This is a genomic window from Phyllobacterium sp. 22229 (genome assembly GCF_052056495.1).
Lineage (GTDB): Bacteria > Pseudomonadota > Alphaproteobacteria > Rhizobiales > Rhizobiaceae > Phyllobacterium > Phyllobacterium myrsinacearum.
Map to the genome: position 1 here is coordinate 236,993 of NZ_JBQEPA010000008.1, position 25,133 is coordinate 262,125.

Here is a 25,133-nt window from a genome sequence, read left to right on the forward strand (position 1 = left end):
AACGCCGCCCAACAAACGGCAGCATTCTGCATCGTCTGCGGGGGCGCCGGCACAAGGTGGCATCATCGAACTGACGATGGCTACCAGCCAGATCCCCGGTATATCGGCGGCCGTGTCATGCCGCCGGTTTTGCATTGATGAGATCGAGTGCGACATCGACGATCATGTCTTCCTGACCGCCGATCATGCGGCGGTTTCCGAGTTCGATCAGGATTTCCCGCGCATCGACGCCATAGATCCTCGACGCAGCTTCCGCATGCCGCAGGAAACTCGAATAGACGCCCGCATAACCGAGCGACAGGCTCTCCCGATCAACGCGCACTGGACGGTCCTGAAGCGGACGCACGAGATCGTCGGCCGCATCCATCAACCTGTAGAGGTCGCATCCGGTGTCGATACCCATGCGGTTGAAAACCGCAATCAGCGCTTCGAGCGGCGCATTGCCCGCGCCTGCGCCCATGCCGGCCAGCGAGGCATCGACGCGCACAGCGCCGGCCTCGATGCCGGCCACCGCATTCGCGACGCCGAGCGTCAGATTGTGGTGCGTGTGAACCCCGACTTCCGTTTCCGGTTTGAGCCCCTGACGCAACGTCTTCACCCGCTCCCTATACTGATCGGGCAGAAGCGCGCCGGCAGAGTCCGTCACATAGACGCATTCCGCCCCGTAGCTTTCCATCAGCCTTGCCTGTTCCAGAAGTTTTGCCGGATCGGCCATATGGGCCATCATCAGGAATCCCACCGTATCCATGCCGAGCGCGCGGGCCGCCTCGATATGCTGGCGGGAGACATCGGCCTCGGTGCAATGGGTGGCGATGCGAACCGAACGGGCGCCAGCGTCATAAGCCTGTTTGAGATCGTGCGCGGTGCCGATCCCGGGCAGAAGCAGCACGGTCACCACGGCGTGCTTGCAGACACAGGCAACAGCCGCGATCCACTCCACATCGTCGTGGCGACCGAAACCGTAGTTGAACGTCGAACCGACGAGACCGTCGCCATGGGTGATTTCGATGGCATCCACCTTGGCCGCGTCGAGCGCTGCGGCGATCTTTGTCACCGCGTCGAGGCTGTACTGGTGGCGGATGGCGTGCATGCCGTCTCGCAGTGTCACGTCCTGCACGTAGAGCTTGTTTGGATTGGGACGGGTCATTCTGCAGCCTCCTTCGCAAGAACCTTTGCCGCCCAGTGATCGGCACTGATGAGAGCGGCGGATGTCATGATGTCGAGATTTCCGGCATAGGCCGGCAGATAGTGGGCGGCACCCTCCACCTCCAGGAAGATGGTCGTCTTGAGGCCGGTTACCGGCCCGATGCCCGGCACCCGCACCGGTGCGTTGTCGCCGATCGTTTCGAACTGCACCTTCTGCTTCAAACGGTAGCCCGGCACATAGGCTTGAACGGTCTTCACCATGTCCTCGACGGACTTCTCAATCGCGGCCCGATCAGCCCCCTGCGACAGCACGAAAACAGTATCGCGCATGATCATCGGCGGCTCGGCCGGATTGAGGATGATGATCGCTTTGCCGCGTTCGGCTCCGCCGAGAAGCTCGATGGCCCTGGAGGTCGTCTCAGTAAACTCGTCAATGTTGGCGCGGGTGCCCGGCCCGGCCGACTTCGACGAGATCGAAGCGACGATCTCGCCGTAGATCGTCCGTTTCGAGACGCGGGCGACGGCATGGACCATAGGGATGGTCGCCTGGCCGCCGCAGGTCACCATGTTGACGTTCGGTTCGCCGAGGTTGGCATCGCCGTTGATCGCCGGAATGGTGAAGGGGCCGATGGCCGCGGGCGTCAAGTCGATGACCTTCTTGCCGTCCTTCTGCAGGATGGCGTTGTTGGAGATATGGGCCTTGGCCGACGTCGCATCGAAAACGACCTGGATATCCGTGTATTCCGGCAGCTTCAACAGTCCGTCGATCCCCTCATGCGTCGTCGCCACGCCGAGCCTCGCAGCCCGCGCAAGGCCGTCGGATGCCGGCTCGATCCCTACCATTGCCCCCATCTCGATGTTCTTCGAGGTTCGCATGATCTTGATCATAAGGTCCGAGCCGATATTGCCCGAGCCGATAATCGCGCATTTTAATTTCGCCATTGTCTGGTCCTTTCGAGGTGGTTTCAGGCGCCGACCGCCAGGAGATGGGCGAGTTTTTCGTCATCGTTCAGGAGGTCCTTACTGGATGATCTGTGCACGACGCGGCCGCGATCCAGCACCAAGGCGTCCGCCGTCATGGACAGTGCGAAACGGGCGTGCTGCTCAACGACGATGACCGACAGGCCTCGCTCGCCGATCAGATCAGCGATGATTGTCGACAGCTCCTGAACTATAATAGGCGCCAGTCCCTCCATGGGCTCATCCAGCAATAAAAGACGGGGATTGGTTATCAGAGCGCGGGCAATGGCCACCATCTGCTGCTCCCCGCCGGAGAGTTGGTTCCCCAGGTTGGCGCGTCGTTCCTTGAGCCGCGGAAACGCCTCGTAGATCGCTGCGAGATCCCACGGCCCTAGCCGTGCAACCGTCGTCAGATGCTCCTCTACAGTGAGCGAAGGAAACATGGCGCGCTCTTGCGGTACCCAACCGAGGCCAGCACGTGCCCGGCGATGCGGTGCCCTCGCCGTGACATCAACACCCGCAAACCGGATCACACCGGCATGACGACGGGTCAAACCCATCAGAGTGCGCATTAGCGTCGACTTCCCGACGCCATTGCGCCCGAGAAGTGCAAGGCTTTCACCCGACCGCATCGTAAAGGAGATACCGTCCAGCACGCTTGCCTGGCCGTAACCGGCAGAAAGCCCCTCGACCGTCAACAACTCAGCCATGGCCGCCCCCCCCCAGGTATACCTCGCGAACGCGCGGGTCGCTCATGACGTCGTCGGGCGTTCCCTGGGTCAGAATCTTGCCGCCGACGAGCACAGTGATGCATTCGGAAAAGCGCCGCACCAGATCCATGTCGTGCTCTATGAACAGGATGCTGATCTCCGACGGCAGCTTCGAGATAACAGAAAAAACCTCACTGCTGTCACCTGCTGGAATGCCTGCCGCCGGTTCGTCGAGCAGAAGGATGCGTGGACGGGTCGCCAGCGCCAGCGCGATCTCCACGAGACGCTGCTTGCCATATGCCAGGGTGTGCACTTCCTCGCCAGCCTGTGCCTCAAGGCCAAGCTTGGAGATAAGATCGAGCGCTTCTTCGAGTTCCGCCACATGCGTCCTCAGTGGCCGGAACCAATGGCCGGCTTCGTTCCTCCGCTCAAGGATAGCGAGCAGGACACTTTCCAGAACCGTCAGAGCCGGAAAGAGATTGTTGATCTGAAACGTCCGGGCAATGCCTTTGCGCACCCGCTTTTCCTGCGGATCGTTCGTCACATCCTCACCGCTGAGAAGGACGCGGCCGGAAGTCGGCGACAAGACACCGGTCAGCATGTTGATGAAGGTGGTTTTGCCCGCACCGTTCGGGCCGATCAGTGCATGGCGAGCACCGACGCGCAGCGAAAAATTGACATCACTATTGGCGACGAAACCGCCCCAGGCCTTGGTGAGCCCCTCGGTCGCGAGAGCGATCCTTGCATCAGCAGAAAGAATGCTCGTATCGGCCCTCATTGCGCGCCCCTCCCGAACCTTGCTCGAAGAACGGGAAGATGGGTAAAGAGCGCTCCGACGATGCCACCGCGCGCGAAGAGCACGACCGCCATCAAAAGGACACCCATCCAGAACTCCCAATAGACCGGATCGACATCGGCGAGATATTCGCGGGCAATGATGAAGATCGCAGTGCCGGCAAGTGCGCCATAGAGACGGCCAGTGCCACCAAGCACCAGCATGACGAGGAACTCGGCCGCACGTGGCACAGAAAGGGCATCGACACCCACGAACTGCGTCGTCTGAGCAAGAAGCCCGCCGGCAATGCCGGCGATACCAGCGGAAAGCGTGAAGGCGATGCGCAGGCGGCTGTTCACCGAGGCACCGAGTGCCGGCATACGGTTTGCGCCGTCGCGGATGGCTCTCAGAGACAGGCCAAACGGGGAGGAAACGATGAGCCGCAGGAACACGAAAATCAGAAACGAAACGCCGTAGGCATACCACCAGGCGGTGCGGCCATAGAGATCGAATGTGAAGATCCCGAATATAGGCGCGATTTCGATGCCGGACAATCCGTCCACGCCGCCGGTAATGCTACTCATGCGGTTGGCGACTTCATAAACGACGAGTCCGATGCCAAGCGTCACCATCAGCCGCGAAAGATCCTTGCCGCGCACGACGAGAAAACTGGCGAGATAACCCAACGCCAGGGAAACCGCGCCGGAGAGCAGCAAGCCGGAGAGCGGTTCCCGCCAGCCGGCGACCGCAAGAAGCCCAGCCGTATAGGCGCCAATGCCGAAAAAGGCTGCGTGGCCGAGCGAGACGATGCCCGCATAACCCAGCAAGAGATCGAGCCCCAGCACGGCGACCGCATAGGTCATGATTGAAACCCCGAGCAGAAGATTGTCCGGGAAAAGAAAATAGGCGACCGCCGGCATCAGCCACACCATAAACTCGAACAGGCGCGGGCGCGGGCTGGCCAGGCGTTCGACCGCAATCGATCGATGCGTCATGCGGGATCTCCCCGAGAGTTCGGATATTGATTGGTGTGATTGGGGAAAACGGGCGGTGACGTTCATGCGCGCTTTCCTCCAAGACCGCAAGGAAAGACCAGAAGCAGGACGATCATCAACACATAGATGACGAAGGCGCCGACCTGGGGCACATAGTATTTGCCTGCCACGTCGAAGATCCCGAGGAGCATGGCCGCAATCAGCGGCCCCCTGATGGTGCCGGCGCCGCCAACCACGACGACGAGCAGGAAATAGACCATGTATTTCATCGGGAAACCTGGATCGAGGCCGAGCACCTCCACGCCGAGGGCGCCACCCAGACCGGCAAGTCCGGTGCCAAGCGCGAAACAAAGACTGAAAACAAGACCGACATTGATGCCCAGGCCGTCCGCAACATCCTGGTTGTCGACGGCAGCGCGTACGGAGGCACCGAAACGCGTTCTGGACAGCATCAAATGCAGGCCGACAGTCAGCAGTGCGACCGTCGCGATCAACAACAGGCGGTATTTGCCAAGGTCTATTCCCGCAACCCTGACCTGACCTTGAAGGAACGACGGCATCGGCGCGAATTGCTGGCCTGCCCCGAAAAAATAATGCGCTGCAGCGATCGAAGAAAAGACCAACCCGACCGTGAACAGGACCTGATCGAGATGGGGCGCCTTATAGAGATGCCGGAAGAGGAGCCGCTCGGCCGCAAGCCCGGCCAGTGCCGCGCCGACAAAGGCGAGAGGCAATGTGACCAGAAAAGGCATGCCCACTCTCTGCGACAGGTAGACGCTCAGATATCCTCCAACCATAGCGAAGACGCCATGAGCGAGATTGACGAAGTTCATCAGACCCAGGGTGATCGACAGGCCGACACCGATGAGGAACAGCAGACTGCCATAGGCCAGACCGTCGAAGAGGATACCGAGGATACTTACTGTCATTCCGTCCTCCGGAAGCACATCTTGGCGGCCATGGAAACCGGAGCGCCTTTCGATCGTGCGTTACTGTGTGGTGTCACGGCTTTTGGGAAAATCATGGAATTCCACGTTAGAGAGCCGCCCGTTCACGCGCTCGACCCTCCGGACATAAACGGTTTGCACGATGTCGCGGGTTGCTGGGTCGATCTCAATCGGGCCACGTGGACTTTCGAAGGCTTCACCCTTGAGAGCGTCGGTGATCGCCGTGCCCGACGCATCACCTCCGGTCTTTTCCAACCCACGATAAAGTGCCGCCATACCATCATAGGCAGAGACGGACAGGAAGTTGGGCCATTTGTCCTGGGGATAGTCGGCGAGGTAGGCTTTTACGAAAGTTTCGTTCTTCGGCGAGGCGTGAGCCATCGAGTAATGGCCGGTCGTGACCACGCCGATGCCCGGCTCGCCGGTCGCCTCGATGGTCAGTTCGTCCGTGAGATCCCCGGTGCCGAGCATGGTCACGCCCTCGGCCCGAAGACCTCGCTGATTGAACTCCTTGATGAAGCTGATCGTCGCTTCACCCGGCAGCAGCCAGACGAAGACCGCGTCGGGTTTGGCATCCTTGATGCGCTGAACGAAGGGAGCGAAATCCGGATTCTGGGCCGGAACGCGCAGCGAACCGGAAACGCCACCCCCCACAGCCTGCAGGCCGCGGACGAAGGAAGCCTCGGCGTCGTGCCCGGCGGTAATGTCGGAAACCAGGGTATAGATCGTCTTGTAACCCTGCTCGCCCGCGTAACGAGCCGCCGGCTCGGTAATCTGCGGCAAGGTTTGCCCGACGCGGATCATGTAGGGGCTCGCTGATGTAATACCCGAAGACGAAGCGTTCATAACGATCATCGCTACACCCGCCTCTTTCGCAAGAGGCGCGGCTGCCATTGCAGAAGCGGTGAAGGTAAATCCGGCAAGGATGTCGACCTTGTCGCGCACAAGAAGGTCCTGCGCGGCCCGACGGGCACGGTCGGGGGCAAGGCCACCATCGTCCTTGATGACGAGTTCGATTTTCTTGCCAGCGACCGTATCGCCATGCTCTTTCATGAACAGACGGATACCGTTCTCCATCTGGCGTCCGTACTGACTGAACGGTCCGGACATCGAAAGAACAAGTCCGACTTTCACGGTCTCGGCAGCGTTGGCGGATGCCCGGCCCACCGCGATTGCAGTTATCGCAGAAACTGTTCCTAACAGGAACTGACGCCTTATCATCTCAATTTCCTCCCCTTGACTTCCTCTTTTCGCGGACTTGCTGCTGCCGAACATGCCCTCATCGGAAAGTTCCATAGCGCGAGTGCCGCGCGCGCTTCAGTTCCGCTCTTCACCGAAAGCGGCACGAACCACGCCCAGTCCCTCAATACTGGCTTCGAAATGCTCGCCCGGACGCACCGGGACCATGGGACCGAGCGCTCCACTGAGAATGAGGTCGCCGGCAACAAGCGGTGTCCCGAAGCCAGCCATCTTGCGGGCAAGCCAGAGCGCGGCATTCAGGGGATGTCCAAGGCAGGCAGCGCCGTTACCAGTCGAAACCGTCTCGTCTCCACGCGTCATGGCCATCGGCAGAAGTTTGAGATCGAGACCAGCCAGCGGTACAGGCACCGCCCCCAGCACGACGAGGCCGGACGAGGCGTTGTCGGCGACCGTGTCATTGTAGCGGATGTCCCATCCCGCGATGCGGCTATCGACAATTTCAATTGCCGGCAAGGCAAAATCGACAGCCTGCAATAGTTCTGTCAACGTCACGTCAACGGCAGACAGATCGCGCTTAAGCACCAGCGCCACTTCTGCTTCCACCTTCGGCTGGATCAAGCGATCGGCGGGAATCTCTTCGTCATCGCCAAAAATCATCTCGGCGAAAAGCGTTCCAAAATCCGGCTGAAAGACACCCAGTTGCGCCTGCACCGCCTTGGCGGTGAGACCTATTTTCCTGCCGACGACACGACGACCCTTGCCTTGCCAATATTCGACATTCGCCCGCTGGACAGCGTAGGCAGTTTCACCGCCGTCATCTGGCATGCGCTGGCGGATTGGCGCCATCGCCGTCCGGGTCTCATCAGCCCTTCTTAGCTCTTCGGCGAGTTCGTTCACGAGTTCCTGTGATGCCATTTTCCATTCCTGTGCGTGATCTTGCTTCAGTCGTCAGCCTATTCGGCGGCTACCGACCCGTGCGATGCTTCTCCGTTCCGGGTCTCTGTCCGGGTCGGGCGAGGCGTATAAGAGAGGACACGGGCCAGCGCCTTGGAAACCTCCGTCACCCGCAGGGGGGATGACGTTGCGGCAACGACGCGGTCCGGCCGCAGGAACACCACTGATTCCGGCCAATTGCCGAACCATTCCTTGAGGCGGCCCTGCACGTCACCGATCTCCACAACACCATCAAGCGGATCAGAGCGAAAACCGAGGCCCTCGGCCGGCCGACTGCCAAGCTGAACGTCCGGCTTGACGCTGACAAAAACAGCCCCGAGAGAGCGCCACATCGCCACCTGTTCCGGCTCCATGTACTGGACAGGGTTGTTGCCCCAAGACAGGATCGAAAAATTGGGACCGACTACCTCGTCCATGCGAACGATCTGGTTGGATGTCGTGCGAACCCGCGGCTGAATGAACAGCCGCCCGACGGGACTCTTGCGCACATCGCCGGCTTTGCTTGGCACCACCACACCTTCGGTGAAGCGCGGCATCGGCTTGAAGCGCATCTCCAGCAGGTAGCGTTTGACGGAGGGAACATAGTTCAGGACCTGCGTCACCAAATCACGCACCGTGCCGAGGAAAGCGTATGGCGGGTTGAAGACCTTTCCGACCATGACCGACAGATCGATCATTGCCTTGGCGTGATCGCGACGTTCGGATTGGTAGGTGTCGAGCAACGCAGGTTCGAGCCTGTTTCCCGCCACCATGGCGAGCTTCCAGCCTAAATTGGCTGCGTCGCGAATACCAGAATTGTAACCCTGCCCTTGCCAAACCGGCATGATGTGGGCGGCGTCACCGGCCAGAAGAACGCGCCCAACGCGGAAACGATTGGCGAGGCGAGCATTGTGATTGTAGACACGCTGACGGATCAGCTTAGCCTCTTCCGGCTTTTCGATCACCTTCGACAGGAGCGAACGAATAACTTCGGGCCTGCTGAAATGCGCTTCCTCCTCGTCCTTCATCACCAGAAACTCAAAGCGACGAACGCCGTGCGGCAAGGCCGCCGAAACATAGGGACGCTTCGGGTCGCAGTGGAGATAAAGATTGGGCGTCCCGACCGGGTCGTTCTCGATATCGATGACCATCCACTGGTTGGGAGCGGTTTCGCCCTCGAAAGCAAGACCGAGCGCCTCGCGCACGGGGCTGCGTCCACCATCGGCACCGACCATGTAATCGGCTTCGATCGTGTAAGGTCCGTCTGGCCCCTCGACCTGGGCCAACACGCGGTCGGCGGTTTGCTCCAGCTTCACAAAGCTGGTAGAGAACCGCACCTGCACATTGTCGAAACGGGAAAGCCCCTCGAACAGGATACGGTCGACCTGGGGCTGGATGAAAGCATTGCGACGCGACCAGCCGAATTCGTCCGTGCGCGGTTCGATCGAAGCAAAGCAGCGACCGGAAGCCGTCAGAAAGCGCATCCAGTGAAATGGTGTGGTGTGTGGCTCGATCTTGTCGGCGAGACCGATGCCTTGCATCGTGCGCAAGGCCTCATCATCAATGCCTATAGCGCGGGGATAATCGATAAGTTGAGCCAGGGCTTCGATCACGATCGTCTCGACGCCATAGCCACCAAGATAGTTGGCAAGCGTTAAGCCAACTGGCCCCGCACCGATAATCATTACCTTCGCCTTGTGCCGCGCAGGCCCGACTTCCTTTTCTACTGTCATAAAGTCGCTTGCCGAAGCAGTCATGATATTATCCTGAAACAAACTGTGCCGATGCGACTTGGCAAAGCCGCGAGTGTGCGTTCGTAGATGGCACATTGGTCCACCAAAGCCTGAAAGCTCAACGGAACCGTCCGAGCCTCGTCCCAACACGTCGAAGACAGCCCACAAACAACACGGATGAATACAATTCAGTCATGACGGGCCTCCTCCTCAAGCCAGCCACAAGACAGTCTCCTTCTGTCGAGGGCCACTGCAACATCGCTGCAGAACACCGCCGAAACAATCACCATAACGGTCTTGTGCGCAGAGTGCACAGGAAGCCGAGTGGCATAGAAGGAGTATCAATAGCCATTTCTTCATCAGTACGATGTCGCACCAAGAATTGCGATACAGCAAAGTGGCAGCTTCATTTTCAGAGCCACAGGGGCTGAAGCATTTTCCATTTGCTGTTCGATAAATAAAAGGGACCGGTCTCCCGGTCCCTTGTTCGCCTCACACAAAGGCATCCCCTTAACGATGGAGGCCAGCCGACCCTGTCGTGTCTCGGCCCCGGCTTCCCGGCCTCACGTCAATCGGATCACCATACCAGGTCAGTCCGTCGGCAAAGTTTTCCTTCTTCCACTCGATTGCTTCCCAGTCCGGATCAAAGATCATGTAGCCGCCCGCATAGATTTCGACACGATGGTCTGATCCAGGGTCGAAGACATAGAGATACATTGCCTGTCCGATGCCATGCTTGCCCGGTCCGACGCCGTAGGACACATCGAGATCGCGCAGCACATCGGCAGCGGTCAATACATCCGAAAAATCCTGAGCGTTGAATGCGACGTGATGAAGCTGGGCTGTCTTGTCCATTCCGTTGGCGACGATCGCTAGATCGTGCACCTGGGGCGTGACTGACATCCATGATGCCAGCAGCGTGTCGGGGCGATCCGGAAGATTGGCGAACTCGCGTCGTTTGAAACCGAGCGTATCTCGGGCCCATTGCTCCGCCTGGTTGATCGTCGCGGGCGAAGTTTGAATGTTGAAATGGTCAATCCGGCGTACCCCAAGTCCACGACGCTTCGAGGAGCTTGATGGCAGACGCGAGCGCATATGTTCGGGCGCCAGTGGTTTTTCCATGTCGTAATAAAGCTCGATCGGATGTCCACCGCCGGGTAGCAGAAACCGGATCGCTGTGCCGCGACCGGATTCCGAGCCGGCCGGAATTTCGAGAACCTCGATCTCCTGCCGCTTCAATTCCTGGTGAAAGAGCTCGACATCCTGCGGACGTTTGACCCGAAAACTATAGGCATTGACGATATTTTCTTCCTGCTCGGTCAACACCAAAGAATGGTGCCCAAGTTCTTGATAGCAGCGCAGATAGGAAACATTACCATTGCGCTCCACCTCCTCCATGCCAAGCGTGTCGCGGAAAAAGAAAAGTGACTTTTCGAGATTCTTCGTCCCGAGATTGATAGCTCCACACTGGGCCAACTGCGGTCCCGGATCATAGCGGTCTGACAGTTTGGACATGCAGTTTCCTCCAGAGAATAATTGCAAATGCGACGCGAGGCAGGGCACGCAACGAGTGCGTTGCCAATGGCGTTCCTCACGCTACTGAACGAGGAACTGTTACCAATGGGGGCGACAGGCATACAACGAACAATATGCGGCTGTTCGCAGCGTGCACAGCAAGCTCTGATCTCTATATCGGCGATGCCCACACGAATTTCGTTCGGGCGATGACTATCCATCTGTTCACCTAACGCACATTACGCTGAGAATATTTGCCTCCACACGCCGGTCACCTATACGCAATTGTTAACATGCGGGGTTGGCACGCCCAGCACCGTCTCATGCAGGAAGGCGAACGGCTTGGGCGCATGATTGGACTGCGGAATATATTGCGTCCGCTGTTCGTAGTAGCTCGTACGCCGCTGGTCCCGCTATTTGTGCAATTGAAGAACTGGAGGAGACCGGGATGAGCCAGGAATACAGTGAGACCGATACCAGCCGCTTTATCAGTATTCGCGAAGGCGAAACCGATCTGAACATCCACTACAATGACTGCGATCCTGGTGCTAACGGGGATGTGGTTGTCATGCTGCACGGCTCCGGCCCCGGAGCAAGCGGCTGGGTAAACTTCAACCGCAACGTTGGACCGCTGACCGATGCTGGCTTCCGGGTGATCCTGCTCGATTGCCCCGGTTGGAGCAAGAGCGACACGATCGTGTGCACGGGCTCACGCTCGCAACTCAACGGCCGAATTCTCAAGGGGTTGATCGACGGTCTCGGACTCGATAAGATCCACATCGTCGGTAACTCCATGGGTGCACACAGCACCGTGGCCTTTGCGCTGACGAACCCCGAGAATGTAGGAAAGCTGGTCCTGATGGGAGGAGGAACTGGGGGCGTCAGCGCTTTTGTGCCGATGCCTACCGAAGGCATCAAGCTAGTGCAGGAACTCTACCGGAATCCCACGATCGAAAACCTGAAGCGGATGATGAATGTCTTCGTGTTCGATTCGAGCGAGTTGACGGAACACCTCATCGAGACACGTCTCAACAATCTTCTGGCGCGTCGGGATCACTTGGAGAACTTCGTCAAGAGCTTCGCTTCCAACCCGCGGCAGTTTCCCGACGTGGGCCATCGGCTTGGGGAAGTCTCCGCCGAGACCCTCATTATTTGGGGTCGAAACGACCGCTTCGTGCCTCTTGATGTCGGCCTGCGCCTCGTTGCCGGTATTCCCAAGTCGGCACTGCACGTCTTCAACAACTGCGGACATTGGGCGCAGTGGGAACATCATGCGAAGTTCAATCGCATGGTGATCGATTTCTTGAATCATTGACCGCGCGGTCGGTATGGCGTGCACCGTCAGACGGTGCAGCTCGAATCGCGTTTGATCCTCGGATGGTGCATTCTCGACGCATGGATCGAGAGATACACTATGGGTCAGGTTCTTCACGGGAGCGCCACAACAGAGGCGGTCCGTCAAACGACACATCCCTTGTCGAGCGAGATTAGGCCACAGGCGGAGCGTTACGGCACCACCCAGAATACATTCTCCGCAGCTCTACCGTCCAGGGGAGTCATCAATATGCCTTGACGTACTCGCCCGACGCGTCCGAGATCGGCGCGACTACATTCCTGGCACCAACGTGTCGAGCCGGCTATGCCGGAGTTTTTGGGCGGCTCACGCAGCTACTCAGGCCATTCCGGCCACCGCGCCCACGTCTTGACGGGAGTGCTTACCATCCATCGCTCCGGGTAACGTAGGTAACTTGGAGTTCCTATATTCATTGTCCAGTAACGGAGTTGATAGTGTTGCCGCTTGCTCGTCCCAAACGGTCAAGCTGTTGCCCATAGTTTCGCCGAGTTTGAGGATCGAACACCGCTATTGGCGCGTTGACGAGAACGCTAGCAGTTCCGCCAACTGTCTGCGCAGCGCCAATAGCCACCGCACCAAGGCGATCTCCAACGCCAATTTCCGAATCTGTAATCGTTTGTCCGGTCACCAACCTGGTTCCGATTAGTTTGACAACTTCCGGGCTTTCTGCAAATTTTCCATGATTTAATCCATCACCGCTTTTCAGAGCAGTCAGATCGATGATCGTTATTCCAGATTTCTCAAGTTCCGACTTATAAGGTTCAACGGATGGATCAATCTGTCCAAGCCTATCGATATTCCCTGAAATACGCCGCGACAAGCTTAACGCACGATCGTCTCGCGAAACAAATATTGTCATGTTCGGTCGTTTCTTACCCATAGACTGCCATTGTTTTCCGAACACATCGACGTCGAGATCGGGAGAGGCCAGAATCACATTTTTTATCTTTGAGGCCACATGGCCATCTCGAATAGCCATCTGTCGAAGGGCTTCGATTGTAAGCCAAGAGCCCATCGAGTGCGCCATAATCGTGATTTCCCCCACCGCTGGATTGTCAGCTGTCTGACGCAAGACTTCTTCCAGCGCGTCTCTGGAATAATTGGTGCTTTCCTTATCATAATTATAATCAAAAACGCTGGCACGCGACGGCCACGTAAAGATTAGCGGTGCGACGTCTGCGTCAGAATCGTGCACGATTTGGGTGAAGCGGTAGACAGCGGCTTCATAGGTATTGTTGAAGCCATGAACAAAGATCATCACACGTCGGCTGGCTGGCATATGAGATTTGAGCCAGCTACGAGCCGCTTCATCACTTTCAATCGACTTAACACTAATAGTGGAAAAATCAGTCGCAGGATTGGCGGGAAGCCGCTTCGGCCACTGAACCTGTCCAACCTTTCGGCTCCTTGCCGGTGGAATGGAAACCCTGATTTCGGTAATAGCGAGTTGATCAGCCCTCTCCCCTGTAAAAGCCAAGCTTTTATCGTCGGAGGGTTTTCGTGTTGTGGCGACCAACACATCGACCACTGAAGCCTCTGGTGATGTTTTCCCCGATGGTTGGAGTACGCCTATGGGGCGCCCGGCACAGCCCGTTAGAACCGCCGCAATTATTAGGCCTGTCATAAAAGGCGAACGCTGACGTTTGAAGTGGCTGCATGATGAACAGCACTCAAGGATCATTTGATAAAAAAACATGGTTTATGAAGCCTCTCTGAGAGCGTTTAAACCACGTTCCGTTATTCGATAAACTGTTGGCTTTGACGCAGTGAGCTCGCAAAGCCCTTTGGGTGATAGCCGTGCCAAGCCATCGCGCGCAGATGCTTTAACCAGATAAGGATGACCATTCGGGAGTGTTTTGCTGACATAATTAAGGTCGGCACCGTCAGGCTTTTGCTCGAGGCGCCGCAATATTCTCGACTGCCTGGCGGTGAGCTTTGGTTGCCCACTCCCCACTGTCTCTTGGAGGCGCACGGTGTCATTCATGAAATTTTTGGTCAAGGCTCCATCATCCAATGCGTCAAACGTCGGAACTCCATCCCGCCTCCCGTTGGGATCACGCTCGGCTTCATTGAGAACAACGCTCACTGCGCGAACATATTTCAGCTGTTCCACCACAGCGAGTTCAGTCCAGGAACGCTTGGTTTCGTAACCATAACGGCTTTTGCTGTGATGGCGCCAAAGCTCCACAGTGCATCTTTCGATAAGTTTTTCTGACGATGACATAGCTGGCTTCCAACATATAAACCGTTTTGCTCTTGACTAGCGATAGCGTTGAGAGTTGAGAGTTTGGCCGTAAATAAGCCCGATCATTCAATGCGTTAAATCGCGCCGGAATGAAGAAAACAAACTCGAAACACTAATTTTTGCGTTGGCTACAACACAGTCACTGTGTTCGGAAAGAAGGACTTCTCGCTCAAATCCTTTGACGAGCGAACGCGTCGTATTGGAGCAGGTTTCGGGGGAATGCCCATTACCCAATAGCCCTTGTTCTGCGGCCCGTTGAAACGCGAACTCCGTTGCCCATCTTTCTTCAACTTCCAACTTCCTGATAACGGTTTTCAACGCACCCGGCTCGGCCTGGAGGTCAATGCGTAGGAGGATCGTGAACATCCGTTTCAGATGTGGTATTGTGCCCAGACTATCGAACCATGAGTGAAGTTTGTGCTCGAGGAAGCAAAGCGGTTGAAAGGCTGGGCCCCTGGCGTCTTCCTCATATATTTCCTGCAGAGGATTGACATGGAGGCCGGCAAACAACTCAAGGAGTAAATCTTCCTTACCTCGAAAGTGCCAGTACAAGGCCCCCCTGGTCACGCCGGCCTGAGCCGCGATTTGATCCAGGGTGCTGTTTTCTACACCTTCCCTATAAAAAAGTAGCTCAGCGGCATCCAGTATGGCTGCCCTTGTAAGGGCAGCATCTGATTTAGTTCTTTTCAATCACCCTTCCTCCGTCGTCCCCGGGAACATTCTCAGCGACGTTGTCCATTGAGAAGATCTTCATCACAAAAACGAAGAACACCGGGACGAAGTAGATTGCCAAGATCGTAGCCGTAATCATTCCACCCATCACACCAGTGCCAATCGCGTTCTGGCTTGCAGCACTCGCGCCTTTGGCAATTGCGAGCGGAACAACTCCCAGCGTAAAGGCGAGAGAGGTCATGAGGATTGGACGGAACCGAAGTTTGCACGCTTCAATGGTTGCTTCGAGCAGAGGTTTGCCTTCAGCCCTTAGATCCTTGGCAAATTCAACGATCAGAATGGCATTTTTTGCCGACAAGCCTATAATCGTGATCAAGCCAACCTTGAAGTAAACATCGTTGGGCATGTCCCGCATCATGACGGCGAGCACTGCACCGATCAGCCCGAGTGGAACCACCAGCATCACGGATAGTGGTATAGACCAGCTCTCATAGAGTGCCGAGAGCAGCAGAAAGATGAATACGACTGTCAGGCCGAGAAGGAAGGGGGCTTGCGAGCCGGATTGAATTTCCTGCAGCGACTGGCCGGACCACTCATAACCAAATCCTTCCGGGAGTTGCTGTGCAAGCCGCTCCATCTCGGCAATGGCAGCTCCCGATGAATATCCGGGTGCTGCATCGCCCGCAAAGCGTATTGCCGGATAGCCGTTATAACCGACAATCTGCGCGGCACCCTTCGACCATTCAACAGTTGCAAATGATTGCAACGGAACCATGCCACCTTTTGAGTTGGCAACGTTCAGATTGAGCACGTCCTCAGGCGTCATACGTTTCTGATCGTCGGCCTGGACGGTCACTCTTTGCATTCGGCCGGCGTTTGGAAAATCGTTGATATAGGACGATCCGAGATTGGCAGATATTGTCGCGTTTATTTCCGAAAAAGTGACGCCAAATGTATTGGCTTTTTCCCGGTTAATATTGATGATGAGCTGGGCTGCCGCAGGCATGCCCTCCATCCGCACACCACTCAGCACTCCGCTCTTCTGCGCTTCAGCCATCAACTGGTTCGCTGCACTATTCAGTGCGGTCTGTCCCGCTCCCGACCGATCCTGCAAACGGAAAGTAAAACCGCCTGAATTGCCCAGACCCTGGATTGGCGGAGGCGACAGTGCAAAAGATATAGCGTCCTGTAATTGCGCCATGCTGCCATTGGCTCTCTGGCTGATCATGGCAGCGCTGTTGTTTGCATCTCGCTCGCTCCAGTCTTTCAACGTGACGAATGCAATCGCAGCGTTATCACCGAAGCCGGAAAAGCTGTAACCATGGATAATGGTACGGTCTTCGACCGAAGGCTCCGCGGCAAAAACCTTGTCAATCGCTGCAGCTACAGTGTCGGTACGGTTTGTACTGGCTTCGGGCGGTGTCTGAACGTCCACCAGCACGAAACCCTGATCTTCATTTGGCAGGAATGACGACGGAAGCTGCAAGAAGAGATAGGCAAGCCCGCCCACAATCACGACATAGATAATCATGAAACGACCGGAACGTTGAACAATCCAACTGACACTATTTGAATACCGGCGGGTACCGGCGTCAAACTTTCGATTGAACCAACCGAAAAAGCCCTTCTTTTCGTGATGACCCTGAGGGATCGGCTTAAGAAAGGTCGCGCAAAGGGCTGGTGTGAGCGAAAGTGCGAGAAAACCTGAAAACAGGATGGAAACAACCATCGTCAAACTGAACTGTTGATAGATCACTCCAACTGCGCCCGGGAAGAACGCCATAGGGATAAACACAGCAGTCAGTACGATCGTAATGCCAATGATTGCGCCTGAAATCTGGCTCATGGCCTTCCGGGTCGCTTCCTTTGGTGGCAGTCCTTCTTCCGCCATTATTCGTTCGACGTTCTCAACAACAACAATGGCATCATCGACGAGAATGCCTATCGCAAGAACCATCGCAAACATTGTGAGAACGTTGATCGAGAACCCGCTTGCGAACATGATCGCGCATGTTCCCAGAAGGGCAACAGGCACCACAAGTGTCGGGATGATAGTGTATCGGAAATTCTGGAGGAAGATGAACATCACGATGAAGACGAGAACGATCGCCTCGATCAGTGTGTGCATCACTTTCTCAATGGAAATTTTAACGAAAGGCGATGTGTCATACGGCACCAGATATTCGATGCCGGCAGGGAAATATTGCGATAGCTCCTCCATCTTCGCCTTAACGGCGGTCGCGGTTTCCATCGCATTGCCTGTCGGCGAAAGCTGGACCGCAATTGCGGCTGCCGGTTTTCCATTGATCTGGCTGGAGAAGGAATATGCTTCACCGCCAACCTCAATCCTTGCCACATCCCTAAGACGAACGGATGAGCCATCGGAGTTTGCCCGAAGAACAATAGAACCGAACTCTTCGGGGGTGGACAGTTGCCCTTTAACAAGAACGGTCGCTGAAATCTGCTGATTGATCGGATTAGGACGCGCTCCAATGCGTCCGGCTGCCACCTGAGCATTCTGCGCTGCTATCGCATTATTTATATCTGCGGTCGAGAGTTTAAGGCCAACCATCTTATCCGGATCAATCCAGATCCGCATGGCGCGTTGGCTTGCAAAGACCTGCGCGCGTCCCACGCCCTTGATGCGCTGAATTTCGCCTAGAACATTACGGTTCAGGTAATCACCCAGGCCGATAACATCCGTATTGCCGTCATTCGACACCAGGGCGACCAGCATCAGGAAGCCGGTGCCTGCCTCTTGTACCTGAACGCCTTGGCGAGAAACCACTTCGGGTAAACGGGATTCAACGCGACGAACAGCATTCTGAACGTCAATCGATGCCTGGGACGTATCCGTTCCAGGTTCGAAAGTGACGTTGATCTGAACGGTGCCCGAGGAGTCCGACGTGGATTCAAAATAGATCAGCCCGTCAACGCTGTTGAGTTCCTGTTCAATAGGTGCGGTGACACTTTGATAAATATCTTCCGGGGATGCACCGGGGTAAGTCGTGAAGATCGATATCTGCGGCGGAGCCACATTCGGATACTGAGCGACAGGTAGCGAGGGAATCGCCAGAAACCCCGCAATGATGATGAAAATTGCAACGACCCATGCAAAAATCGGTCGTCCAATAAAGAACTGCGCCATGACGACTGCCTTTGAAGCTTAATTATCGAGACTGACATTCGTTACCGAACAGCAGCAGTGGACTCCGGTGACTTCCATTCGACGGGGTTGACGGTTGCTCCGGCAGCTGTCTTCTGAAACCCTTCGGCAACAACGCGGTCACCCTCATTCAATCCCTGTTCAACAACCCAACGTTCACCGACCATACGACCTACGACAACGCGGCGTTGTTCAACTACATTCTGATCATTGACGACGAGGACATTTGCCTGACCACCGGCATCCCGCTGGACCGCCTGTGTCGGAACCGCCAGTGCTGCACGCTGTATCCCCTGCTCTATCGCGACGCGGACATACATGCCGGGCAACAGGTCACCATCCGGATTTGGGAATTCGCCACGTAACGTGATCTGTCCCGTGCTTTCATCAACAGCTGCTTCTGAAAACAACAACCGACCGTCCAAAGGATAGGTTGTTCCGTCGTCGAGGATCAGATGAACCGTTGCTTCATTCGGGCCGGTCATCAACTGGCCGTCCTGCAATGCCTTGCGGAGCCGTATCAGATCTGCTGCTGGTTGCGTAAAGTCGGCGTAAATCGGATCGAGCTGCTGAATCGTCGCGAGATTTTCCGAACCGTTCGCATTGACGAGCGCACCCTCGGTAATTAAGGCACGACCGATTCGTCCCGAAATTGGAGCTGAGACGTTGGTATATTGAAGATTCAGCTTCGCTTGTGCCAAACCTGCATGAGCGGCAGCAACATCTGCCTGTGCCTGAGCCAGTGTCGCAATTGCGGTCTCGCTATCTCGCTGAGACGCAACATTTGACTTGCGCAACTGCGCAACGCGATCCGCTGATTGCTGGGCCTGCAAAAGGGCGGCTTCAGCGCGCTTAAGCGTCGCATCCGCGCTGTCAACCTGTACCTGGAATTGGGCTGGGTCAATTCTGTAAAGCACATCACCTTTGTTGACAAAGGATCCCTGCTGGAAAACCTGGTCGACAACTATCCCCGTGACACGGGGACGAACTTCCGCTAGCCGTGTCGGCGCAATACGTCCAGGGAGTTCCTTGTTTATCGGCAGCGCTTCCGGGCGGAGCTCAACAACCCCAACATTGGCAGGAGGCGGCATTTCCGCTGCCTGTTCATCTTTCTGGCAGCCGAACAATACGGCCGATAAGGCAAGGCACACCAATATGCCCACGTAACGATTTCTCATTGCTACTCCAATTGCGCGTAATCTGGCGGTCGTAAAATTTGACTGCCTTGCCGTCTTCTGCCCGCTGCTCGCTACGTCGCGCACAGCCAAAAAGGATACGGATAAGTGTACTAATCCAGGTTTGCCATTTGCGCAACTGCTCAGTATACTTTTTTCATCACAAGGAGTTTAGATTTGACTGAAGAAACCTTGCATCTGACAGGGCGGCCAACGAAAGCCCAGATGCTTCAGATTACGGATGCCGTCTTGGACGCGGCTTGTGACTTCTTCTCCGCCAAGGGGTTTGCTGGCGCGTCGATGGATGAGATTGCCGATCGTGCTGGCATCACCAAACGCACAATTTATCGCCGCTATCCAAGCAAACATGCTTTGCTGGATGCGGTTGTCGAGCGCGAGATTTTGCGGTTTCATCAATGGCTGAATGGCGCTGAACCTGGTCAAACTGCAATCGAAAAGCTGAAAAACACAGCCTTTCGATTGTTTGAATATAATACGTGCTCACAAAATACGCGGTTCGCCAATTTCCTGTCGGCTGAAGGGAGCTTCTCAGAAGACTTGCGCGAAAAGGTCATCGAATGGGAAGACGTCGCACTCGCTCCTGTCATTTCCCTCATCGCCGATGCACAAAAGAAAAAATATTTACCCGCAACCGACACAAGCGAACTGGGCTATTTGTTATTGGATCTGATCAACGGTGGGCGCCAGATTAGAAATTTTGATAGGTTAATGAAAGGAAGCACTGCCACCCGGAAACAGTTTTTTGATTATCGATGGAAAATATTCCTGAACTCGACCAGTTCATAATCGTCTCACGTAACGAACGTGGTAACGCAATTTGCCAAAAAATAATGCACGGGTCAGCGCATTGCTGCTTGGCAGAGTTTGATCGATCAGACCAAACCAGGAAGCAGAGTAACGTGTCCATCAGTCCAGCCTGATGCGTGCACGCAAGCGGGCATTGAGGCGATCGACCAACCAGACGAGGCTGCCATTCCAAAAGCCGTGGATGCGAGACTGATGCGCCCGGTAGAGCATGGCATGGCTGAGTTGCGCGAGATGACCTCTGATTGAGCGTCCCTCAAGAAAGCCGAACTTCCCCAAGGAGCCAAAGGCGTCGTACTGGGCAAGAGAAACGAGTGCTCCGAAGTTTTGATAGGCGTAACCGGGCACAGGGGTTCCATTCAGCCAGGTCGGCAGATGACTGATCACATGGCGCGCCTGCTGATGGGCGACCTGGGCAGTGGGCGGCAATGGGCGTTGTTCGCCGGCAGGCGTGAAGCTTGCACAGTCACCCACGGCGAAAATCGCTGGATCGCGCGTCGTCTGCAGGCTTGGCAATACCACAAGCTGGTTGTTTCTCGCCGTCTCCAATCCATCAAGCTCATGGAGAAAATCCGGTGCTTTCACACCGGCGGCCCAAATCATCAACGAGCTTTCTATCAACTCGCCATCTGACAGGCGAAACCCGTTTTCTTCAGCCGCACCAACCGTGGAGCCGGTAAGCACTGTTACGCCCAGTTCTTCGAGGCGGCTCTTTACCGATTGGGAGATATCAGCCGGGAAGGAAGCCAGCAGTCGATCACCGCTTTCAATCAGGCAGACCTTCAATCGGGAGGACATTCCAGCCCCGCCGTACAAATCCGCAGTCTGCGCCAGATGGACAAGTTCTGCCGCCAGTTCGACGCCGGTGGCACCACCACCCACAATGCTGATCGCCAGCCTGCTTTGCTCCTCCATGCTCTGGAGCATTCGAATGCGCAGTTCCTGATTGAAATTGTCAGCCTGCGCGCGCGAGTCGATCATGTAACAATGCTCGAGTACGCCCGGAGTTCTGAAGTCGTTGGCCTGGCTGCCCAGTGCCATTATCAGTACATCGTATGGCAGCCGTCGCCCCTGCATCATCAACCTGCCGTCCGGCGCCAAGATCGGCGCGACCAGCACCTCCCTTGCCTTTCGGTCGAGCCCACACATGGCGCCGGGCTGGTAAATGAACCCGGAATTTCTAGCCTGTGCAGCATATGCGACCTGCTGCTGATAAACATCGCGGGTGCCAGCGGCAATCGTGTGCAGCATTGGCTTCCAGATATGAGCACTGTCTGCGTCGAGCAGAGTTACCTCAATTTGCCTTTTTCGCCGGGCCGATCGCCCCAACTGCGTTGCAATTTCGAGGCCGGCAACGCCGCCTCCGACCACCAAAACGCGCTTAGCGTTTCCCGCTTCTGAACTCATCAAACCGTTCCATCTCCTTTTCTTGCACTGGCTAGTTTCCCGGCGTCATCCTGAGTTCTCTCAATCGAAAAGCTGGCCGTGCCGCCAACCGGAAGGGACTTCATTGCAAGATTGCTGAACACCATGGCTGGACGCACCGCCGTAGCTCTCGCCCATCATCGAAGCCGTTGCGTGCCCCGATGCAAACAAGCCCTCGATAGGAGCGCCGTTGCGCAGCACGCACCCCCAATCTCGTCTGTCACGACGCCGCCCTTGGCCCCGATATCGTTCGGATAGACCCTGACCGCCCAGAACGGAGCCTTTTCGATCTTTCCGAGGTTGGGATTTGTCATGCTGTGATCGACATAGGCTTCCAATCGCGCTTGCGACGTCGCCGCGCCATGATCGCCGACGATGGCCTTCAGATGGGTGAGAGCCTCTTCGCGGCTGTCCTTCAGGCCTTTCGCCTTTCCGAAGCTGTTGTTCGGTATCCATACGCCGCCACCCGAGATCGCAGACGTTCCACCCCAGCGATCGGTACTTTCCAGAACAAGGACGGAATAGCCGCGTTCCGCCGCAGTGATCGCGGCGGTCAGTCCTGCTGCGCCACTGCCCGCTATAACGACATCATAAGTGTACTCATCGCCCGCGATCATGGTTTCACTCTCTCTCGTGACGGGTTGGATCTGCGATGGGAGTAAGCAAGGGCGATCTTCCCTACCGGAGCTACGCAACCGTCGCCCCGCCATCGACGACCAATTCGGCACCCGTGACAAAGCTTGCTTCATCCGATGCGAGGAACAGCGCCCGGCGTCCCGAGGCGGCCCAGATGTATGGCCGCAGCCGTTGCGCTCCTGGAGGCATCATCGGGAATCACCGCCTGCATCATGCCCGTGTCGATGGTTCCAGGATGAATGGAATTGCAGCGGATGCCATAGCGCGCCTCATCGACGGCAATGGCCCTGGTGAAGGCGCGCACGCCGCCCTTCGTCGCCGCATAGGCCGCTGTGCCGGGAACGCCGATCAGGGCTGAGACCGAAGAGATATTGACGATGGAGCCTCCTTTGGCACGCATAAGCGGGACCACTGCACGGCAGCCGAGGAAAGCGCCGCGAAGATTGACCGCCACGAGCCTGTCAAATGTATCGACCGATGTTTCGGAGATAGTATCTCCACGGAACATGCCGGCATTGTTTACTAGGATATCAATAGAATCCCAGCGACCGCGCACCAGTTCAACTGCTGTGCTCCAGGCCGCCGGATCGCTCACATCCATGACATGGACCAGGGCTTTGTCAATGCAGCCTGCCAGTGCAGCAAGGGCTTCATCGAGGCCCTCCTGACTGATGTCCGTGAGCAATACGGCTGCACCTTTTTCAGCGAAGCGGCGCGCAGTCGCAAATCCCATTCCCTTCAGAGACGCTGCGCCTGTGATGATCGCCGTCCTACGTTCCAACCTTTTACCCATGGACTTGCTCCTCCTGCACAGCGCCGCTCAGGACCGCCGGCGACATTCCAACAAAATAAACGTTACACGATGTAACATTTATCGATAAATAGACCTATAGCTTTGCGAACGTCAAGGAATTTCGTGTATGAGTGACGGAGATAAAGGAGACAGTGAACGAGCCAACGTGCAGATGGCCGGGAAAACCGGTTTCGCCTGATCGACGCTGCCGAAGCCATATTTGCGGGTGCGGGGTTCGATGTTCCGCTCGAGGCCATAGCGAAATCGGCTGGGGTAAGCCGCATGACGTTTTACCGCCATTTCCAGCAACGGGAGTCGCTTTGTTTCGCTAATATTGAGCCAAATAACAGTGTCGAAAAAACAATCCGGCCAATTGCGCTGAACCGCAAGAATTTAGTATTCTGTAATTTTGACAGGGGGCGACATTTACGCGCAACGTGGCACCAAAGCATCGGTTATGCTGCAGAGCAAGTTATTCGACCCTCTTGGCGCCGAGATTGCAATTCCCAGATCACGCAGGCGGGCTACATGATCGCACATCGCATTGTGTATTGCTGGCTGAACTATATTGAATAGGCCAGCGGTGACGACGGGTTGATCACCATCGGGCAGGAGCGGGGCGAACCAACGAAATGACGTGGCGGCCACGCCAATTTTGTTTCTCAAGCGCAGCGAGCCGATCGGATTGCGTGCCAGCATCGCCACACCCTCATGGGGCGCCTCACCCGTACAAGCTCCTCCTGCAAGAAGCCGATCCTGTTATCGCCGAAAACATCTCGTTGTTAACAGGTGGATGAACCAAAGACCGTCGCATTCCAACGGTCGCCGTGCAAGGCCACGCTAACCTCGCAAAGATCACGCCCTTTGTTCATTGGGCTATATTCATCTCTTGTAAGCACAACAATTAGCGGGTTTAGACTTATGCTAGTCACCTGAATCTGAAGTTCGGTTCATTGTTTTCTGGCAGAAACGCTTGACCGACGCGAGGATTTGATCGGCAGATTTAACCCATTTGTAGGGTGTGGGGCTTTCGTTGTGTGCTTTGATGAAGGCATTAATGTCAGCCTCGAGTTCTGCTGTTGAACGGTGTGCACCACGCTGTAACTGCTTTCGCGTCAGTTCTGCAAACCAACGTTCGACCTGATTAATCCAGGATGCCGACGTAGGTGTGAAGTGAACATACCAATGAGGTCGCCGCGCGAGCCAGGCTTTGATCCTGGGTGTCTTGTGGGTTGCATAGTTATCCATTACCAGATGCACGTCTGGCCCGTCGGGCAATTCGGCGTCGATCCGTTTTAGAAAGTCAAGAAATTCAGCGGCTCTGTGACGCTTGTAGCAACGACCGATTACCGCGCCAGTGGCAACGTCGAGCGCGGCAAACAGGGAAGTTGTGCCATTGCGCACATAAGTATGCGTCCGCCGTTCAGGGATACCCGGTGCCATTGGCAGAACTGGCTGCTCACGATCCAGCGCCTGGATTTGCGACTTCTCATCTACGCATAGAACAATCGCCCGATCTGGTGGCGACATATAAAGCCCAACAATGTCCTGGACCTTGTCAACAAACAGCGGATCGGTGGACAGTTTGAATGTCTCCGATCGATGTGGTTGCAAGCCAAAGGCTCGCCAGATCCGCCGGATAGTGGTGTGCGAAAGCCCGCTATTGGCCGCCATCGAACGGATGGACCAGTGCGTGGCATCTGGGGGTATAGTGTTCAACGTACGCTCAACAACCTGAGCAACCTGCGCATCGGAAACCGTTCGCGGTCGACCTGCACGATACTCATCTGTCAGACCTTCAATGCCATCCTGTGCAAACCGGCGGCGCCACTTACCAACAGTATGTTCGTGAACACCCAGGCGTTCGGCAACCTCCTTGCTGTGCAGACCCTGGGCGCACAGTAAAATCATCTGGCAACGATCTGACA

The 25,133-nt window shown here is 56.2% G+C and carries 20 protein-coding genes and 3 pseudogenes; 4 read left to right on the forward strand and 19 right to left on the reverse strand.

Annotation, left to right across the window (positions count from 1 at the left end):
* Positions 1 to 115 precede the first annotated feature (115 nt).
* From dmpG to ACTJJ7_RS12400, 10 genes are all read right to left on the reverse strand, one after another.
* Positions 116 to 1,147, reverse strand: a complete 1,032-nt coding sequence (dmpG, locus tag ACTJJ7_RS12355; protein ID WP_353574413.1) for a 4-hydroxy-2-oxovalerate aldolase — start codon at positions 1,145 to 1,147, stop codon at positions 116 to 118.
* On the reverse strand, positions 1,144 to 2,088 hold the full coding sequence (locus tag ACTJJ7_RS12360) for an acetaldehyde dehydrogenase (acetylating) (RefSeq protein ID WP_353574412.1): 945 nt from the start codon (positions 2,086 to 2,088) through the stop codon (positions 1,144 to 1,146). The genes dmpG and ACTJJ7_RS12360 overlap by 4 nt, the downstream gene beginning before the upstream one ends.
* Positions 2,089 to 2,111: 23 nt before the next feature.
* Complete coding sequence (locus tag ACTJJ7_RS12365; RefSeq protein ID WP_440967213.1) at positions 2,112 to 2,816, reverse strand: ABC transporter ATP-binding protein; 705 nt, start codon at positions 2,814 to 2,816, stop codon at positions 2,112 to 2,114.
* A complete protein-coding gene (locus tag ACTJJ7_RS12370; protein ID WP_353574410.1) occupies positions 2,809 to 3,594 on the reverse strand; it encodes an ABC transporter ATP-binding protein in 786 nt (261 codons plus the stop codon). Before ACTJJ7_RS12370 ends, ACTJJ7_RS12365 begins: the two co-directional genes overlap by 8 nt.
* Positions 3,591 to 4,586: a branched-chain amino acid ABC transporter permease gene (locus tag ACTJJ7_RS12375; protein ID WP_353574409.1), complete on the reverse strand. Its 996-nt coding sequence runs from the start codon at positions 4,584 to 4,586 to the stop codon at positions 3,591 to 3,593. Before ACTJJ7_RS12375 ends, ACTJJ7_RS12370 begins: the two co-directional genes overlap by 4 nt.
* Before the next feature lie 62 nt (positions 4,587 to 4,648).
* Positions 4,649 to 5,515, reverse strand: a complete 867-nt coding sequence (locus ACTJJ7_RS12380) for a branched-chain amino acid ABC transporter permease (protein ID WP_353574408.1) — start codon at positions 5,513 to 5,515, stop codon at positions 4,649 to 4,651.
* Positions 5,516 to 5,575: 60 nt separating this feature from the next.
* On the reverse strand, positions 5,576 to 6,829 hold the full coding sequence (locus tag ACTJJ7_RS12385) for an ABC transporter substrate-binding protein (protein ID WP_353574407.1): 1,254 nt from the start codon (positions 6,827 to 6,829) through the stop codon (positions 5,576 to 5,578).
* Between the two features lie 21 nt (positions 6,830 to 6,850).
* The gene (mhpD, locus tag ACTJJ7_RS12390; protein WP_353574406.1) at positions 6,851 to 7,648 is read right to left on the reverse strand and encodes a 2-keto-4-pentenoate hydratase; all 798 of its coding nucleotides are present in this window, start codon (positions 7,646 to 7,648) and stop codon (positions 6,851 to 6,853) included.
* A gap of 38 nt (positions 7,649 to 7,686) precedes the next feature.
* Complete coding sequence (locus tag ACTJJ7_RS12395; protein ID WP_353574405.1) at positions 7,687 to 9,423, reverse strand: bifunctional 3-(3-hydroxy-phenyl)propionate/3-hydroxycinnamic acid hydroxylase; 1,737 nt, start codon at positions 9,421 to 9,423, stop codon at positions 7,687 to 7,689.
* Between the two features lie 486 nt (positions 9,424 to 9,909).
* On the reverse strand, positions 9,910 to 10,914 hold the full coding sequence (locus ACTJJ7_RS12400) for a VOC family protein (RefSeq protein ID WP_353574404.1): 1,005 nt from the start codon (positions 10,912 to 10,914) through the stop codon (positions 9,910 to 9,912).
* A gap of 448 nt (positions 10,915 to 11,362) precedes the next feature.
* Between ACTJJ7_RS12400 and ACTJJ7_RS12405 the strand changes: the two genes are divergently transcribed.
* The gene (locus tag ACTJJ7_RS12405) at positions 11,363 to 12,229 is read left to right on the forward strand and encodes an alpha/beta fold hydrolase (protein WP_353574403.1); all 867 of its coding nucleotides are present in this window, start codon (positions 11,363 to 11,365) and stop codon (positions 12,227 to 12,229) included.
* A gap of 448 nt (positions 12,230 to 12,677) precedes the next feature.
* On the opposite strand, the gene ACTJJ7_RS12410 is transcribed toward ACTJJ7_RS12405, so the two are convergent.
* From ACTJJ7_RS12410 to ACTJJ7_RS12430, 5 genes are all read right to left on the reverse strand, one after another.
* Complete coding sequence (locus ACTJJ7_RS12410) at positions 12,678 to 13,892, reverse strand: alpha/beta hydrolase (protein WP_353574555.1); 1,215 nt, start codon at positions 13,890 to 13,892, stop codon at positions 12,678 to 12,680.
* A gap of 75 nt (positions 13,893 to 13,967) precedes the next feature.
* Entirely contained in the window at positions 13,968 to 14,492 is a 525-nt protein-coding gene (locus ACTJJ7_RS12415) for a hypothetical protein (RefSeq protein ID WP_353574402.1), read from the reverse strand.
* Between the two features lie 87 nt (positions 14,493 to 14,579).
* A complete protein-coding gene (locus tag ACTJJ7_RS12420; RefSeq protein ID WP_353574401.1) occupies positions 14,580 to 15,203 on the reverse strand; it encodes a TetR/AcrR family transcriptional regulator in 624 nt (207 codons plus the stop codon).
* The gene (locus ACTJJ7_RS12425; protein WP_353574400.1) at positions 15,190 to 18,333 is read right to left on the reverse strand and encodes an efflux RND transporter permease subunit; all 3,144 of its coding nucleotides are present in this window, start codon (positions 18,331 to 18,333) and stop codon (positions 15,190 to 15,192) included. Before ACTJJ7_RS12425 ends, ACTJJ7_RS12420 begins: the two co-directional genes overlap by 14 nt.
* A 41-nt stretch (positions 18,334 to 18,374) precedes the next feature.
* On the reverse strand, positions 18,375 to 19,529 hold the full coding sequence (locus ACTJJ7_RS12430) for an efflux RND transporter periplasmic adaptor subunit (protein ID WP_353574399.1): 1,155 nt from the start codon (positions 19,527 to 19,529) through the stop codon (positions 18,375 to 18,377).
* A 174-nt stretch (positions 19,530 to 19,703) separates the two neighbouring features.
* On the opposite strand from ACTJJ7_RS12430, the gene ACTJJ7_RS12435 reads away from it, so the two are divergent.
* Complete coding sequence (locus ACTJJ7_RS12435; RefSeq protein WP_353574398.1) at positions 19,704 to 20,333, forward strand: TetR/AcrR family transcriptional regulator; 630 nt, start codon at positions 19,704 to 19,706, stop codon at positions 20,331 to 20,333.
* 120 nt (positions 20,334 to 20,453) lie between these two features.
* Here the strand turns inward: ACTJJ7_RS12435 and ACTJJ7_RS12440 are convergent, their stop codons facing one another.
* The 3 genes and pseudogenes from ACTJJ7_RS12440 to ACTJJ7_RS12450 form a co-directional block, all read right to left on the reverse strand.
* On the reverse strand, positions 20,454 to 21,758 hold the full coding sequence (locus ACTJJ7_RS12440) for an NAD(P)/FAD-dependent oxidoreductase (protein WP_440967218.1): 1,305 nt from the start codon (positions 21,756 to 21,758) through the stop codon (positions 20,454 to 20,456).
* A gap of 155 nt (positions 21,759 to 21,913) precedes the next feature.
* On the reverse strand, positions 21,914 to 22,393 hold the full coding sequence (locus tag ACTJJ7_RS12445) for an FAD-dependent oxidoreductase (RefSeq protein ID WP_353574396.1): 480 nt from the start codon (positions 22,391 to 22,393) through the stop codon (positions 21,914 to 21,916).
* Between the two features lie 70 nt (positions 22,394 to 22,463).
* A pseudogene (locus tag ACTJJ7_RS12450) lies at positions 22,464 to 23,205 on the reverse strand (SDR family NAD(P)-dependent oxidoreductase).
* Between the two features lie 198 nt (positions 23,206 to 23,403).
* Between ACTJJ7_RS12450 and ACTJJ7_RS12455 the strand changes: the two are divergent.
* Both ACTJJ7_RS12455 and ACTJJ7_RS12460 read left to right on the forward strand, forming a co-directional pair.
* Positions 23,404 to 23,517, forward strand: a pseudogene (locus ACTJJ7_RS12455) (helix-turn-helix domain-containing protein); the annotation flags it as partial.
* Positions 23,518 to 23,547: 30 nt separating this feature from the next.
* Positions 23,548 to 23,643: pseudogene (locus ACTJJ7_RS12460) on the forward strand (IS66 family transposase); the annotation flags it as partial.
* A 486-nt stretch (positions 23,644 to 24,129) separates the two neighbouring features.
* On the opposite strand, the gene ACTJJ7_RS12465 reads toward ACTJJ7_RS12460, so the two are convergent.
* The coding region (locus tag ACTJJ7_RS12465; protein ID WP_440967220.1) for an IS630 family transposase at positions 24,130 to 25,133 on the reverse strand (1,004 nt) is incomplete at its 5' end.

Bases quoted from the DNA above. Each gene is read 5' to 3' on its own strand.
- ACTJJ7_RS12415 (WP_353574402.1), bottom strand. From the start codon at position 14,492: ATGTCATCGTCAGAAAAACTTATCGAAAGATGCACTGTGGAGCTTTGG.
- mhpD (WP_353574406.1), bottom strand. From the start codon at position 7,648: ATGGCATCACAGGAACTCGTGAACGAACTCGCCGAAGAGCTAAGAAGG.
- ACTJJ7_RS12385 (WP_353574407.1), bottom strand. From the start codon at position 6,829: ATGGAACTTTCCGATGAGGGCATGTTCGGCAGCAGCAAGTCCGCGAAA.
- ACTJJ7_RS12440 (WP_440967218.1), bottom strand. From the start codon at position 21,758: ATGAGTTCAGAAGCGGGAAACGCTAAGCGCGTTTTGGTGGTCGGAGGC.
- ACTJJ7_RS12380 (WP_353574408.1), bottom strand. From the start codon at position 5,515: ATGACAGTAAGTATCCTCGGTATCCTCTTCGACGGTCTGGCCTATGGC.
- ACTJJ7_RS12370 (WP_353574410.1), bottom strand. From the start codon at position 3,594: ATGAGGGCCGATACGAGCATTCTTTCTGCTGATGCAAGGATCGCTCTC.
- ACTJJ7_RS12425 (WP_353574400.1), bottom strand. From the start codon at position 18,333: ATGGCGCAGTTCTTTATTGGACGACCGATTTTTGCATGGGTCGTTGCA.
- dmpG (WP_353574413.1), bottom strand. From the start codon at position 1,147: ATGACCCGTCCCAATCCAAACAAGCTCTACGTGCAGGACGTGACACTG.
- ACTJJ7_RS12430 (WP_353574399.1), bottom strand. From the start codon at position 19,529: ATGAGAAATCGTTACGTGGGCATATTGGTGTGCCTTGCCTTATCGGCC.
- ACTJJ7_RS12400 (WP_353574404.1), bottom strand. From the start codon at position 10,914: ATGTCCAAACTGTCAGACCGCTATGATCCGGGACCGCAGTTGGCCCAG.
- ACTJJ7_RS12375 (WP_353574409.1), bottom strand. From the start codon at position 4,586: ATGACGCATCGATCGATTGCGGTCGAACGCCTGGCCAGCCCGCGCCCG.
- ACTJJ7_RS12360 (WP_353574412.1), bottom strand. From the start codon at position 2,088: ATGGCGAAATTAAAATGCGCGATTATCGGCTCGGGCAATATCGGCTCG.
- ACTJJ7_RS12445 (WP_353574396.1), bottom strand. From the start codon at position 22,393: ATGATCGCGGGCGATGAGTACACTTATGATGTCGTTATAGCGGGCAGT.
- ACTJJ7_RS12405 (WP_353574403.1), top strand. From the start codon at position 11,363: ATGAGCCAGGAATACAGTGAGACCGATACCAGCCGCTTTATCAGTATT.
- ACTJJ7_RS12365 (WP_440967213.1), bottom strand. From the start codon at position 2,816: ATGGCTGAGTTGTTGACGGTCGAGGGGCTTTCTGCCGGTTACGGCCAG.
- ACTJJ7_RS12410 (WP_353574555.1), bottom strand. From the start codon at position 13,892: ATGACAGGCCTAATAATTGCGGCGGTTCTAACGGGCTGTGCCGGGCGC.
- ACTJJ7_RS12395 (WP_353574405.1), bottom strand. From the start codon at position 9,423: ATGACTGCTTCGGCAAGCGACTTTATGACAGTAGAAAAGGAAGTCGGG.